The organism is Variovorax sp. 01T432 (assembly GCF_056398605.1).
In genome coordinates this window covers 108,839-123,404 of sequence record NZ_JBFTPS010000017.1, presented here as the reverse complement: position 1 = coordinate 123,404, position 14,566 = coordinate 108,839, and the positions used below count along the sequence as shown (strand labels likewise).

The window sequence follows — 14,566 nt, the reverse complement described above, 5'->3', positions numbered from 1 at the left end:
CGATCAAGCCGATGATTTGTCCTGCACCTTGTGCTGCACTACGATTCATCTCGGACCCCCGATGGTGTTTGTGAAGACCTCGGTCTATCACGCATGGGCACTTCGATGCCGTATCCATTCGGGGGTCCACCTTGCCCGGCCGGCAAGGGGAGCTCCCAGAACAGTCACGCTACTCATCTCCGTGCTCCTGCTCTTCTTTCCCCGTAGGGAGGGAGGCATCCATTACATCTCCTTGACAATGGGGGCTGCTCTGCGTCGGGCGGTGAACGGCCGGCGACCATCTTAGGCCGGCCGGCGACTCTCAGGCCGGCACGGCGACGATCACCGACACCGGGCCGGCGGTCGGCACAACGCGATCGAGGCGGAATCCGCCGGCCTCCAGCAGTGCCTGGTATTCGCGCTCGGTGCGCTCATGGCCGCCGGTCATGATCAGCATGATGATGTCGAGCACCTTGGCGTGATGCGGCTGCGGGCCCTCCGGCAGGATCGACTCGAGAATCAGCAGCTCCGCTCCACCCGGTGCCGCGCCCCTGATCGAGCGCAGGATCGCGGTGGCTTCGGCATCCGCCCAATCGTGCAGGACGCGGCTCACGATGTAGGCATCGCCTGCGGGCAGGGAGCCCTTGAAGAAGTCCCCGCCCTGGATGCTCATGCGCGCGCCGGGGGCCACGGTCGCGACGACTTCCGGGCGGTCGAACAGGACGCCGTGCGCGGCGGGCGCCGCGGCGAGCGCAGCTGTGAGCATGTTGCCGCGGCCACCGCCGACGTCGACGATCGTCCGGTAGCGGGTGAAATCGAGCACCGGCATCATGAACGCGATGTCGGCGTTCGACCTCGACGTCATTGCCGCGTCGAAGACCTGGCCTTCCTCCGGGTGCTCCCGGAAATAGGACCATATGCCTCCCGGCGCGAGCTTCCCGGCCGCGGTCGCGCCGGTGCGCAGGGCGTGCTCGAACTCGCCCGCGGCGGCCCAGAACAGCCGACTGCCCGACATGCGCAGGTACGGGCGCATCGATTGCGGATGGTCGCTGCGCAGCAGTCGCGACAGCTCAGTGTGAGCCCACAGGTTGTCGCGGGCCTCGAACACGCCGGCCGACGCAAGCAGCCGCAGCGTGCGGCCGAGAGCGCCCGGATGGGCGCCAGTGGCCGTTGCCAGCGCGGCCGTGCCGAGCGGTGACTCGCCGAGCTGATCGGCCACGCCGAGTTCGGCCACGACCTGAAGACAGCGCGGCAGCACGTGGCCCATTGCCATCTGCCACAGCTGCGCGGAAGGGGGCGTACGCATATCGGCACCTCCAGTGGAAAGCGAGGCGCCGGTGGCGGGCGTTGACTCGCGGGAACGCGGCCGCACGCGGCGACTTTCGCCAGCGAGGGGATTATTTGTCCGCCGGTCGGCGCGGTCAACGCGACTCGCCAGGGTTCGCCCACGCCATCACACCCGGTCGACCGCGCGGCCTGCGTCGGCGTCGCTTCGTCAACTCGAGGACGGGTTTCGGCCCGGCCATGCCGGCTCGCCCCGACATCGAGGTGGTACCCGATGCCCCCACCCAGCAGCAGACTCGCCGCAATCACGAACAGACCGCTGTCGGTGCTCCCCGTCGCGTCCTTGATCCAGCCCACGATGAAAACGTCCGGTCTGGCGTGGGCTCGTATAGCTGGTATGAGCCCATACCGGCTGTCCAGTTTCCGCCGTGGCTGACATTCGTCGAGGACCCTATCGGCTCACACCTGGTCCATTTTGAAGTTGATGCGTGGAAGCCCGAACACCCCGTGGGCAGCAATCGTTTCACCCTCATCGCGTGTGGCCAAACCCTGATATAGGTCAAGAGTCGATAGGGTCGGAGGGCATTCAATATCTCATTGGAGGCGTCCACACCAGGTCAACCCGCGCGAGTGCTGAAGGCTCGGTACTGCACCAGGCCGCAAGTCAAGGATTGCGTGCCCGAATGGGCCTAGGAGGGGCGTCCACTACGGCGACTTGAGCGCTGCCGCGTAGTGTCGGCGGCAAGGCGGCAGGTGACCGAAGAATCGACCTCGTTGGTCTGTCCATTTCGCGTTTGACAACATGCTGAGTGAGGTGAACGCTGTGACGTACATCAACGCAGATGAATCAAGAGACCCCGTGTGGGCGATCCTCAACGAGGTGCCCTCGATGCTGGCGTATTGGGATAGCAACTTGCTGTGCAGGTTCGCGAACCGGGCCTACGAGCGCTGGTTTGGGGTCAAAGGTTCGAGCCTCTTCGACACGGCCATTCAAGACCTGTTGGGGCCTGAGTTGTTCGCTGCAAACGAGCCGTACATCCGTGCCGCGCTGCGGGGCGTGCCGCAGCAGTTTGAACGAGTCGTCCCGCACCCTGATGGAACGTTGAGGCCGAGTCTGGCCCGCTACCTGCCCCATGTGGTGAATGGAAAGGTGCTTGGCTTTGTGGTTGAGGTGACGGAGGTCACCAGCCTCTATGAGGCAAGAGAACAACTCAGACGTCACGTCGAAGCCCTCGAACGGACGAATGCACTTCTGTCGAAGAGCCAGGAAGCTTTGCGTCTTGCCCAACGTCTCGGCGAAGTTGGCAGCTGGGAGATGGAGGTGGCGTCTGGTATCGTCACTTGGTCCGAACAACTCTACGAATTGTTCGGGCTCGACCCACACGTGTCGCCTCCGACGTACCCGGAGCATCAGGCGCTCTACACCCCGGAAAGCTGGGGAAGGCTGCAGGCCGCTATCCAGCGTGCCGTCCAGTCTGGCTTGGCTTACAGCCTTGACCTGGAATACATCCATCGCAGCGGTCGCCGCGGCTGGCTGGATGCGCGTGGCTCTGTGCAGCGCGATGCTCAAGGCCGGGTCACCGTGCTTTACGGCACGGCGCAGGAAATCTCCGCCCGGCGTTTGGCCAGCGAATCTGCTTCGCAAGCACAACGCGTTGCGGAACTCGAGCGGAGTCTCATGGCTGAGAGGGCTAAGAATCAAAGACTCCAAGAAGAGCTAGCGAAGACTCGGCGTTTTTCGTGACCATCGCTGCACCAAGCGCCATGCGCTGATGCATCTCCTCGGGCGCCCCGGCCCAGCGTCATGGCACACCGACCTTGCGAGCGACCCCTGCGCGGAACTGCTTGAGAGCTGCAAGGTAGCCACGACCGTCCGCAAATGGCCGGATTCTGCCTTCTGCGCGAACGACTCCGCGCAAGGGCATGCCGACAGGCAATATCAGGGTCTTAGGGCGATGGTCACCAGCGCGCTGGCGTCGGTCACCGCTTTGACGGCGTGCGTCGCGTTGCCGGTCAGGAACAGCAACTGCCCTGCTTCCAGCCTCACGGTGGCGTCATCGAGTTCAACGTCGAGGCTGCCTTCGAGACAGTGAATCGTGATTTCACCGGGCACCTTATGCTGCGGCAACGACTTCCCCCCAAGCAACACCAGTCGCATGACCTCAAGGTCTGCCGATTTGAACAGCGCCGACGTCTTGTCGCTCGAAAGGCGACCCCCCAACGGACGTACGTCGAGCGCTTGGCCGGGAGAAGCATGTGGAATTGCCATGTGGGTATGAGGCTCTAGGATGGACCGGTCAGTGTCCGCTTACACGGCCGCCATTGCAATCGCCGCAACGTTCGGACGCGACGGCAACGCACTCGCTCATAGAGAAGCGCAAGAGGATGAGCCTGACCACTGAGACGTGTCCTCTCCACGGAAAGGTTCAAAACCTGGGGGACGTTCAGAAAAGACCTTGCTGTGAGCTCGTCAGCGCCATGAAATTCTCCCCCATGGGCTGGAGGATGGCGTCGGCAATCGGCCGAAGCTGCTTGGTCAGATAGTGTTCGTAGTCGATGCGGGAATGGCGCGTTTCGAGCGGCTCCGGCCCATTCAGAGTCATGACGTATCGAATCCAACCACCCCTCTGATACTGCTGAGGTCGGTTGACCCGACCGTTGTACTCGTCGGCGACGCGAGCCGCACGAACCTGCGGCGGCACGTTAACCTGGTAGGCATCGAGGCGATGGCGCAGGCGCTTTCGGTAGATGAGAAGGTCATCCTTCCGGCCAGCCAACGTCGACTGCGCATAGTCGGTCACAAAGTCTTTGTAAGGGTCGCCGTGGAAGATGCGTGACAGCAGTCCCTCCTGGAACTGGCGCGCCAACGGGGTCCAGTCGCTGCGGGCCATCTCCAAGCCACGGTAGACCATCTCCTCCTTGCCCGCGGCATCCACGCTCAGGCCCGCGTAGCGCTTCTTGCTGCCGACGTCTGAGCCACGAATGGTGGGCATGAAGAACTTCTTGTAGTGGGTATCGAACTCGATTTCGAGGAAGTTCTCCAGGCCGTGCTCCTCGCGGAGGGTGCGCGTCCACCAGTCGTTGATGTCCTTCACCAGGTTTGCCCCGGTGGCGTGCGCTTCCTCGTTGGTGTGGGTGCGCTTGAGCCAGATGAAGATGGAATCGGTGTCGCCATAGATGGCCTCGTAACCCCGGTTCTGAACGAATGTGCGCGTGAGCTTCATCATCTCGTGCCCACGCAGAGTTATGGCGGATACGACCTCGGGATTGAAGAAGCGGCAGTCGGCCGCACCCAGCACGCCGGCAAAGGAGTTCATGAGCAGCTTCAGGGCTTGGGACAGCGACTCGTTCTTGACCAGCTTGGCCTCGTCCCGAGCCCGCCAGAGAGTGGTCACGATTTCCGGCAGGCAATGCTTCTCGCGCGAGAACGCCGTCCCTCGCGGCCCCTTCACGACCGTTGCCGAGTCGCTGGCGTTCGAGCCTTCCACAAAGCCGACAGGGTCGACCAGGAACGTTCGAATAATCGAGGGGTACAGGCTCTTGTAGTCCAGGACCACGACCGAGTCATAGAACCCTGGCTTCGAGTCCATCACGTACCCACCGGGGAAGGCCTTGCTCGGAATCTCGCCCACGTTCGGCGCCACGTAGCCCAAGCGATGCATCCGCGGCAGATAGTGGTGGCTGAACGCGGCAATGGAGCCACCGAAGTGGTCCACTTGTAGGCCCATGGTGTGGGCACGTTCCATCATGAACTGCAGCAGCTTCGCTTTGTCGAAGATGCGAAGAACCAGCTCGCAGTCCCGGATGTTGTAGAGCGCGAGCGCGGGCTTGTCCTCCTGGTACCGCCGCTCAATCTCTGCCATCTTGTCGTACTCATCGCCGATGGCCTTGCCCTCGCCTAGCAGTCCTTGTGAAACGGCCTCAAGACTGAATGACGGAAAGCTCCACGAAGCGGCCTTCAGTGCGTCGATGCCGTCGATGACCACCCGCCCGGGCGTGGCCGCGAACAGGTAGCCCTGCTTTCCCGGATGGTTTCGCCAATCGATGGGCCGACGCTCACGCCCCAGAAGGAGCTCTGCCCCACAGTTGTCGGCCGCCTTCTGCAGAACTCGCAGGTCGAACTGAATGACGCTCCAACCGATGATGACGTCCGGGTCGTTCCTGTCGAACCAATCGTTGAGCCTCTCAAGCATGGCCTTGCGAGTCGGGCAATAGATGAGGGAGAAGTCCAGGGGCTCGCCCGACTCATGTGGCGGCTCGCCCAGCATGAAGACCACACGTTCAATCGTCCCGTCCAGCGCAATGGAATAGAGCTCCTCGTCCTGGCTCGTCTCGATGTCCAGCGACACCACGTTCAACACCGGTCGGTAATCGGGCGCGGGCTTCAGCTTGCAGTCGACGATAGTGAGGCAGTCCGCCCTCCCTCCCTCCACCAGCACGCCGGCGGTGATGAACCGCTCCATCAGGAAGCGGTCGTGCGGTCGCACGTCGGCTTCGAGCAGCGCAACGCTCTGGGCCCGGAGGGCACGCGCCAGTTGACCCAGTTGGCGGAAGTGCTTCGCATAGACACCGATGACGGGTGCCTGATGAAATGTCTTCAGCTCAAGCTCGCGTAGCTCCGTCCCTGGCATGGCGGCAAGGTGCGCTTCTACCGACGCCCTGTGCTTCGTTTCGACGAATGCGACAGAGGTCTGGGCGGTAAGGACCACTTTCCTCGGCCCCGCATCGGTTGCCAGCCAGTACTCGATTTCGGTGCCGGCCGCGACATCACGCCAGCGGCGCGTGAGGATGAAGCCCTTGAATTCGGTGGGGAGCACGAGAGCTTAAAGAATTTGGCGGCAAAGGAAGGCGGGCTTGCGCGTGACCGAGTTTCGCCCGGTTGTCGCCGCATTTCGCAGGCGGGCGAGCGGGCGTTGGGGCCGTGAGCCGCCTCCATGATAAAACTAACGACGACCTCTCTGTGTTCGCATGCGGCAAGGGACCGTCGTCATGATGTAGTAGCAAGTGTCCCAAGCCAGAATGCGCATCAGCCCGGACAAGTGGCGATGTGCTGCCTTCAAGATCGATCCGGTCATGGACAAGATATTGGCGGGGTTGAAGGCCCCGGGCTAAAGGAGAGACTTGTCGCTCCGGCGGTTGGACCGAACTTCGGGCTCAGTTCTGTTGCCGTCGTTCGCGCGTGAAGCACGAGCGACAAGAATGGGCCTGGTGCAGTCCCATGGTGACTGGGAGCGAACAATCGCACCGCGCTAGCAAGCGGTCGTTCAGTCTTGAGCACATGACACCAGGCCGAGTGCGCCGCACGTAAGCGTGCTTGCGCTCCTTCCTGGCTCACACGGGGCGCGCTGCTTATTGCGCCGTGTGCATCAATAGGACCAAACATTGCAATTCCCCTGACGTAGCCGGCGCCGCACACTTGCTCCCCAGAACTGCTGCCGCTTGGTGCAGTCAGCAAAGGAGACAGCATTGGAAGCACGGCAAGATCAGCTGCAATCGTGGGTCGGGCGCAGCGAGAGAATCGAAGACACCATCTACCCCACCCCCGTGGTCGCACTGACGGCGACTCTGGACCATCCCGCAACGCCGGTCAGTGCGGGCGCCACTCTTCCCCCACTTTGGCATTGGCTCTACTTCCTGCCGATGCATCGGCAGAGCGAGATCGGCGCCGACGGCCATGCCAAGCGCGGCGGCTTCCTTCCGCCGGTTCCCCTGCCTCGCCGCATGTGGGCCGGCAGCCAGTTCGAGTTCCGCTCCCCGATCCGCGTGGGCGACCGTGTTGCGCGCACCTCGATCATCGACAGCGTCACAGCGAAAGAAGGCCGCACCGGGAAGCTCGTATTCGTGAAGGTGCGTCACGAAGTGCGCTGCAACGAGGCCGCCGAGCCGGCTCTGGTCGAGTTCCACGACATCGTCTACCGTGAAGCACAGGGCCCGGACGATGTGGTGCCACCACCCCAATCCGCACCGGCCGAGGCCGCCTGGCGCCGCCAGATCGTGCCGGACGACGTGCTGCTGTTCCGCTACTCGGCGCTCACCTTCAATGGCCACCGCATCCACTACGACCGCCAGTACGTGACACAGGTGGAAGGCTACCCAGGCCTGATCGTGCACGGTCCGCTGATCGCCACACTGCTGATGGACCTTCTGCGCCGCCAACTGCCCCAAGCCGACGTCGCGAGCTTTCGGTTCAAGGCCGTCCGCCCGACTTTTGACCTGAATGCGTTTCACGTCAGCGGCCAACCGCATGCCGACGGCAAATCGATCCACCTCTGGGCCTCGGACCACGAGGGCTACCTCACGATGGACGCCGCCGCAGAGCTGCGCTGACCCATCGCCCCATCGTCACAACATCCAGAGAGACAAATTCATGCAGCCGCTCAAGGGCATCACCATCGTCACGCTGGAGCACGCGATTGCCGCTCCCTTCGCCACTCGCCAGTTGGCTGACCTGGGCGCGCGCGTCATCAAGATCGAGCGCCCGGGCTCGGGCGACTTCGCCCGCGGCTACGACGAACGCGTTCGCGGTCTGGCGTCGCACTTCGTGTGGACCAACCGCTCCAAGGAAAGTCTCACGCTCGACGTGAAACACCCGGATGCAGCCAAGGTGCTTGAACGGTTGGTCATGGAGAAGGCCGACGTCGTGGTGCAAAACCTGGCTCCGGGCGCTGCAACGCGCCTCGGCCTGGGCTACGACAAGCTGACCGGCGCGAAGCCAGGCTTGATCGTTTGCGATATTTCCGGCTACGGCGACGACCCGCGCAATCCCGGCCCGTACCGCGACAAGAAAGCCTACGACTTGTTGATCCAAAGCGAGGCCGGCTTTGTCTCCGTCACAGGTACGCCCGAAGAGCCCTGCAAGGCGGGCCCCTCGATCGCGGACATAGCCGCCGGCATGTACGCCTACAGCAACATTCTCGCGGCGCTGCTGCAGCGCGGCCAGACAGGCAAGGGGCAACGCATCGACATCTCGATGCTGGAGTCACTGGCCGAGTGGACGAGCTACCCCCTCTACTACGCCTACGAAGGGGCCGCGCCGCCACCGCGCACCGGCGCCAGCCACGCGACGATCTATCCGTACGGACCGTTCCCGGCCGGCGACGGCACCACCGTGATGCTGGGGCTGCAGAACGAGCGCGAATGGGTCAGCTTCTGCGACAAGGTGCTGGAGCAGCCCGATCTCGCGAAGGATCCGCGCTTCACCGCCAACTTCAAGCGTGTGGCGGAGCGGACCGCGTTGCGCCAGATCATCGTGAACGCCTTCCGGCCTCTGACCGGGGCACAGGTGGTCGAGCGGCTCGAGCTCGCGCAGATCGCAAATGCGCAGGTCAACACCATGAAGGAAGTCTGGGCGCATCCGCAGCTCGCCGCGCGCGGGCGCTGGACCGAAGTCGGAACCGCCGTGGGGCCGGTGCCCGCCATGCTGCCGCCCGGCACCTGGGATACCGGCCCACGCATGGACCCGGTGCCCGCACTCGGCGAGCACACCGACGCGATCCTGGCCGAACTCGGCTACAGCGCGGCCGAGATCGCCGGGCTGCACACATCCAAGGCCGTCTGAGGTCGCTGTCATGCCCGCCGAATCGCTGCCTCCCGCTCGCACCTACCTCTTCGTGCCCGGCACGAGGCCGGAACGTTTTGACAAGGCGCTGGCCAGCGGTGCCGACAAGGTCGTTCTCGACCTCGAGGACGCCGTGGCTACCGACGACAAGGCCGCTGCACGCAGCGTTGTCGCGACATGGCTGAAGGGTGCGGCGCCCGCAGACCGCTCGCGCACCGTCGTGCGTATCAATGATGCCGGCTCAACCTGGTTTGCCGCCGACCTCGCGGCATTGGGCGACGCGCGTGCGACGAGCGTGCTCCTGCCCAAGGCCGAGTCGGCCGCACAGATCGCCCAGACCCGGGTCGCGCTGCCGGAGGCATCCATCCTCGCGCTCATCGAAAGCGCACGCGGTGTGTCCGAAGTGGACCGCATCGCGTCCGCCGGCGTGCAGCGCCTGGTGTTCGGCACGCTCGATCTCGCACTCGACCTCGACATGGACATCTCGAAGGACGGTTCCGGGCTTGGCTATGCAGCCAGCCGCATCGCCATCGCTTCCCGCCTGGCGGGCCTGCCGGCACCGGTAGCAGGCGTCACGCCGCAACTCGACGATGAGGCGCGGCTGCTGTTGGATCTTGCGGAAGCTCGACGGTTTGGGTTCGGCGCCAAGCTGTGCATCCACCCACGCCAGGTACAGCCGATCCACGCAGCGTTGCGTCCGAGTGCGGAGGCGCTGGATTGGGCTCGGCGCGTCCTGCTCGCCGATGCCGACGCTCCTGGCGCAGCCCGGCTCGATGGCCGCATGGTCGATCGACCCGTGGTGCTGCAGGCGCAACGCACGCTGGCCCTGGCCCGCAATTGAGCCCATTCACCCACTTCCACCGCAGAAAGAGACAACACACCATGGCCTCCACCATCATCGACTCGCGCATCTTCGGCGACATGTTCAGCGACGCACGCATGCGCGAGGTCTGGTCCGACGAGAACCGGACCGCGAAGTACCTGGACATCGAGCGCGCCCTCGCGAAGGTGCAGGGCGAACTCGGCATCATCCCGAAGGACGCCGCGGACGAGATCGTCCGCAACTGCAACCTGTCGCAGATCGACTGGGCCAAGCTGAAGGCCAAGACCGAGCAGATCGGCTACCCCATCATTGCGGTGGTGAACCAGATCAATGCGAACTGCCGCGACAAGCTCGGCGAGTATTGCCACTGGGGTGCGACTACGCAGGACATCACCGACACGGCCGCCGTGCTGCAGATGCGCGATGGTCTCGCCCTTGTCGAGCAGGATCTGGACGAGATCGGAGATGCGCTCGCCGCCCTGGCGAAGAAGTACCGTGACACGCCGGTCATCGGCCGCTCCAACCTGCAGCAGGCGACGCCGATCACGTTCGGCTACAAGATGGCCAGCATCCTGGCCGGCATCGATCGCCACCGCGAGCGTCTGCAGCAGCTCAAGCCACGCGTGTTGATGGGCGAGTTCGGCGGTGCGTCGGGAACCCTGTCATCGATCGAGAAGGGCGCCATGGAAACCCAGGCCGGGCTGATGAAGGAGCTGGGCCTGGCACAGCCGCTGATCTCATGGCACACGGTGCGCGACACCATCGCCGAAGTGGGCGCCTTCCTCGGGCTGGTTGGCGGTTCGCTCGGCAAGATCGCGATGGACGTCAAGCTGATGATGCAGACCGAAGTGGCAGAAGTCTTCGAGCCCTTCGCGTCGGGCCGCGGCTCGTCGTCGACCATGCCGCAAAAGCGCAACCCGATCTCCTGCCTCTACATCCATGCCAACATCTCGGTCGCGCGCCAGCATGCCGCTGCGCTGATGGATGCGATGGTCGCCGACCACGAGCGTTCGACCGGGCCCTGGGAAATCGAGTGGGTGTCGCTGCCGGAGATCTTCTGCCTGATGTCCGGCGCGTTGAAGCAGACCAGGTTCATCCTCAAGGGCCTGGAGGTCGATGCCACCCGGATGCGTGCCAACATCGACATCACCAACGGCCTCGTGATGTCCGAGGCCGTGATGATGGGACTGGGTCCGTACATCGGCCGTGAATACGCACACGACCTGGTGTATGACCTGTGCCGCCAGGCGCTCGCCGACAACCGCCCGCTGATCGAGATCCTGATCGCCCATCCGGAGATCAGCAAGCACGTCACGCGAGCCCAACTCGATGCGATGTGCGACCCTGCAAACAACCTCGGCCAAGCCGGCGTCATGGTCGATCGCGTGCTCGGCGCGCGCCGCTGAGTCCGAATCTCGCCCCACGCTTCCGACCGAACCGGCGCAGACCGGTACGCATCTGTGCGCCCTGAATCTGGAGACAACGTCGTGAACATCCGCAAGCTCCTGAAGCTCCTCTACGTCCAGGTCCTGATCGGCCTGATACTCGGCATCACCGTGGGCCACTACTGGCCCGATTTCGGCGCCGCCCTCAAGCCCCTCGGCGACGGTTTCGTCAAGCTGGTCAAGATGATGATCGCTCCGGTGGTGTTCTGCACCATCGTGAGCGGCATCACCTCGCTCGGCGACTCGAAGGAGATCGGCAAGACCCTGCTCAAGGCGATGGGACTCTTCTACGCCCTGACGATTCTCGCGCTCATCACAGGCCTGGTCACCGTGCTCTTGATGCAGCCGGGCGCCGGCATGCACATCGACCCGAAGAACCTCGACGCCTCTGTGGCGACCCGTTTCGCGAATCAGGTACATATCCACGGCTTCACCGACTTCGTCATGCACATCATCCCGAACGCCTTCTTCGGTGCCTTCGCAGAGGGTGAGGTGTTGCCGGTGTTGCTGCTTGCCGTGCTCTGCGGATTCGGCCTTACCCGCATCGCAACGGCAGCCAATCCCGTGCTCGAGGGCATCGAAGGCTTTTCCCACATGCTCTTTGCGGCCTTCGGCATCATCATGCGGCTGGCGCCGATCGGCGCATTTGGCGCGATGGCATTCACCGTTGGGCGTTACGGCATCAAGTCGATCGGCTCGCTGGGGCTGCTGATCGGAACCTTCTATGTGGCCTGCACCTTCTTTGTGGTCGTGGTCCTTGGTGTGCTCGCGCGTCTGCACGGGTTCAAGTTGTGGCAGTTGATGCGCTACATCAAGGAAGAGTTGCTGGTCGTGCTCGGGACCTCGTCCAGCGAACCGGTGCTTCCCCGTCTGTTGCTCAAGCTGGAACGGCTCGGGTGCAAGAAGGGAGTGGTCGGCCTCGTGCTCCCGACGGGCTATTCGTTCAATCTCGACGGTACCGCCATCTACCTCACGCTGGCATCGATGTTCATTGCCCAGGCCTGCGACATCCATCTCTCGTGGCTCCAGATTGCCTCGATGCTGGGCATCATGCTGCTCACGTCCAAGGGGGCAGCGGGGGTCACCGGCAGTGGCTTCGTCGCCCTGGTGGCCACGCTCACGGTCATGCCCGACCTGCCCGTGGCCGGCGTGGCGCTCATCGTTGGGATTGATCGCTTCATGTCCGAGGCGCGGGCTCTCACGAGCACCATCAGCAATGCCGTCTGCTGCGTCGTAGTCTCGATCTGGGAAGGCGCATGCGATCAGGACGTACTGCGACGCGAATTGGCGGCGAATTACGCCGGCACCGAGCAGGATCTCGAAGGAGGCTCCGGCGACCTCCCCACGTCGCTCGGCCACGCCGGCCCGGCGCACTGATGGCGGGCGCCGAGCTTCGAGTTCGGCAACCTCAGGACAGTCAGCTCACCGCGCGGCGGCCTTCGGGCTTGCCGCGCTTTGCCTTCATCTCGGAGAAGAATGCGTAGAGCTGCTGCGCGGCCGGCGATAGCGTCCGGCCCTTGCGCCTTATCAGTCCGATCTTGCGGGTGATGACCGGGTCGAAGAGCGGCACGCTTACGAGCAGCGGGTGGTCCGCGTCGGGCATGGCGATCGAGGGCACCGCGGCCACGCCCAGTCCCGCCTCCACCAGTCCGAGCATCGTCGTGACGTGCTGGGTCTCGTAGATGCTCTGCGGACGGCCAGGCAGGCCCGAAAGCGCCTGGTCCAGCAGCAGCCGGTTGCCCGACGCCTTGCTGACCGATATGTAGTCGTACTGCGCCAGTTCGGTCCAGCTCACCCGGCGCTTCCCGGCGAGCGGATGATCGCGCCTGCAAGCCGCGACGAAACGCTCCTCCAGCAGGGGCTTGAACTCGATGTCCGGCTCCTTGCCGCCGACGAAGTTGAGCCCGAAGTCGGCCTCGCCGCGGGATACGGCCGAGAGTACCTCGTTGGCGCTGGCGTCGAAGACCTTGACCCGGATCTTCGGGTAGCGCTCGTGGTAGCGCGAGATCACCTGCGACAGAAAGTAGTAGACGGTCGAGGGCACGCAGGCGATCGTCACCTCGCCCATCCGCGTGGCGGCTACTCCACGAATGCCCAGCAATGTGTGGTCGAGGTCGTCCAGGAGCTGCTGTACCTTGCGATCGAAGTCGCGTCCCACGGAGGTCAGGCTTACGCGCCGGGTGGTGCGGTCGAGCAGCCGCACGCCAAGCGCCTCCTCGAGCTTCTCGATGCGTCGGCTGAAAGCCGGCTGCGACACATGCAGCGCCTCGGCTGCCTTGCGGAAGCTGTTGAGCTCGGCCACGGCGCGGAATGCCTGCAGATCGTTGAGATTGAAGTTGATGGCCATGGCGCAGGCTCCCGAGGCGGTGTCACTGATCGACAGTGTGCATCAATCGATCATAAGCATGCAATTCACAGAACGCTTCGAGGAGCGGAACATTCGGTCACGGCCAAACAAGAGCCTCCCAGATACCCAGTTTTCGACCATCCACCGGAGTAGACAAATTGAAGATCCAGAAGATTCGGCTCGTTGGCGCTGTGACGCTGGCGGCGTCTTTGGCTTGCGGCAGCGCAGCCGCCGCCTTTCCTGAAAAGTCGATCACCCTCGTGGTCCCAACGGCCGCAGGGGGCGCCAACGACGCCATGGCGCGCGTCATCGGCCAGGCCATGTCGGCCATCCTCAAGCAGCCCGTCATCGTCGACAACAAGGCCGGCGCCAACGGTGCCATCGCCAGCGAATACGTGATGCGCGCGGCGGCCGACGGCTACACCCTCATGCTGGGCTACGTCGCAACCCATGCGATGAACCCCGCACTGCAAAAGCTTCGCTACGACCCGGTCAAGGACTTCGAGCCCGTCGCCATGATCGGATCGTCGGCGACGGTGATGGTGCTCAATCCGGCCGTCAAGGCCGGCAACGCGAAGGAAGTCGTGGCGATGCTCAAGGCGGCGCCGGACAAGACCAGCTACGCCTCGGCCGGCAACGGCACGGCGCCGCACTTCGCCGCCGAGATGTTCAAGCTTTCGACAGGCACCAACATGCTGCACGTGCCGTACAAGGGCTCCGCTCCGGCCATCACCGACACCCTGGGTGGCCAGACGCAGGTGATGTTTCCCAGCCTCTTCACGGCCATGCCGTACGTCAGGGCCGGCAAGCTGAAGGCGGTGGGCATTGCGGGCACCAAGCGCTCGACGCTCATGCCGGAAGTGCCCACGCTCCAGGAGCAGGGCATCGCCGACGTCGATGTCTCGCAGTGGTACGGCGTCTTCGCTCCGGCGAAGACGCCCAAGCCGGTGATCGAACAGCTCAACAAAGTGCTCAACGAGGTGCTGGCCGACAAGAGCGTGATCAAGCGCCTCGAAGACCACGGTGCCGAAGTCTCGACCATGACGCCCGACCAGATGCGCACCTTTGTGGCGCAGGAGCAGGTCAAGTGGAAGAAGGTGGTCCAGGCCGCCAAGCTCACCGCGGATTGA

Annotated in this window: 11 protein-coding genes; 7 read left to right on the top strand and 4 right to left on the bottom strand. The window is 64.0% G+C overall.

Translation table 11 applies throughout. The annotated features are described in order from the left end of the window. Nucleotides 1-301: 301 nt before the first annotated feature. Nucleotides 302-1,285 carry a methyltransferase gene (locus AC1DNF_RS15510; RefSeq protein ID WP_478149494.1) on the bottom strand — a complete coding sequence of 328 codons (984 nt, stop codon included), beginning with the start codon at nucleotides 1,283-1,285 and terminating at the stop codon, nucleotides 302-304. A gap of 837 nt (nucleotides 1,286-2,122) precedes the next feature. Between AC1DNF_RS15510 and AC1DNF_RS15505 the strand changes: the two genes are divergently transcribed. Next, nucleotides 2,123-3,007 carry a PAS domain-containing protein gene (locus AC1DNF_RS15505; protein WP_478149493.1) on the top strand — a complete coding sequence of 295 codons (885 nt, stop codon included), beginning with the start codon at nucleotides 2,123-2,125 and terminating at the stop codon, nucleotides 3,005-3,007. A 195-nt stretch (nucleotides 3,008-3,202) separates the two neighbouring features. Here AC1DNF_RS15505 and AC1DNF_RS15500 read toward each other — a convergent pair whose 3' ends face one another. Further along, nucleotides 3,203-3,532: a cupin domain-containing protein gene (locus tag AC1DNF_RS15500; protein WP_478149492.1), complete on the bottom strand. Its 330-nt coding sequence runs from the start codon at nucleotides 3,530-3,532 to the stop codon at nucleotides 3,203-3,205. A gap of 175 nt (nucleotides 3,533-3,707) precedes the next feature. Then, a complete protein-coding gene (locus AC1DNF_RS15495) occupies nucleotides 3,708-6,080 on the bottom strand; it encodes a DNA polymerase II (protein WP_478149491.1) in 2,373 nt (790 codons plus the stop codon). Between the two features lie 649 nt (nucleotides 6,081-6,729). Here AC1DNF_RS15495 and AC1DNF_RS15490 point away from each other — a divergent pair. The 5 genes from AC1DNF_RS15490 (at nucleotide 6,730) to dctA (ending at nucleotide 12,466) form a co-directional block, all read left to right on the top strand. Next, nucleotides 6,730-7,590: an HTD2 family dehydratase gene (locus AC1DNF_RS15490; protein ID WP_478149490.1), complete on the top strand. Its 861-nt coding sequence runs from the start codon at nucleotides 6,730-6,732 to the stop codon at nucleotides 7,588-7,590. 40 nt (nucleotides 7,591-7,630) lie between these two features. Further along, nucleotides 7,631-8,821, top strand: a complete 1,191-nt coding sequence (locus AC1DNF_RS15485) for a CaiB/BaiF CoA transferase family protein (protein ID WP_478149489.1) — start codon at nucleotides 7,631-7,633, stop codon at nucleotides 8,819-8,821. A gap of 10 nt (nucleotides 8,822-8,831) precedes the next feature. After that, nucleotides 8,832-9,662 carry an HpcH/HpaI aldolase/citrate lyase family protein gene (locus tag AC1DNF_RS15480; protein WP_478149488.1) on the top strand — a complete coding sequence of 277 codons (831 nt, stop codon included), beginning with the start codon at nucleotides 8,832-8,834 and terminating at the stop codon, nucleotides 9,660-9,662. 41 nt (nucleotides 9,663-9,703) lie between these two features. Continuing rightward, the gene (gene pcaB / locus AC1DNF_RS15475; RefSeq protein ID WP_478149487.1) at nucleotides 9,704-11,050 is read left to right on the top strand and encodes a 3-carboxy-cis,cis-muconate cycloisomerase; all 1,347 of its coding nucleotides are present in this window, start codon (nucleotides 9,704-9,706) and stop codon (nucleotides 11,048-11,050) included. An 81-nt stretch (nucleotides 11,051-11,131) separates the two neighbouring features. Next, nucleotides 11,132-12,466 (top strand): C4-dicarboxylate transporter DctA, encoded by a 1,335-nt coding sequence (gene dctA, locus AC1DNF_RS15470; RefSeq protein ID WP_478149486.1) that lies wholly within the window; start codon nucleotides 11,132-11,134, stop codon nucleotides 12,464-12,466. Nucleotides 12,467-12,506: 40 nt separating this feature from the next. Here the strand turns inward: dctA and AC1DNF_RS15465 are convergent, their stop codons facing one another. After that, nucleotides 12,507-13,436 carry a LysR family transcriptional regulator gene (locus tag AC1DNF_RS15465; RefSeq protein WP_478149485.1) on the bottom strand — a complete coding sequence of 310 codons (930 nt, stop codon included), beginning with the start codon at nucleotides 13,434-13,436 and terminating at the stop codon, nucleotides 12,507-12,509. 158 nt (nucleotides 13,437-13,594) lie between these two features. On the opposite strand from AC1DNF_RS15465, the gene AC1DNF_RS15460 reads away from it, so the two are divergent. Beyond that, nucleotides 13,595-14,566: a Bug family tripartite tricarboxylate transporter substrate binding protein gene (locus tag AC1DNF_RS15460; protein ID WP_478149484.1), complete on the top strand. Its 972-nt coding sequence runs from the start codon at nucleotides 13,595-13,597 to the stop codon at nucleotides 14,564-14,566.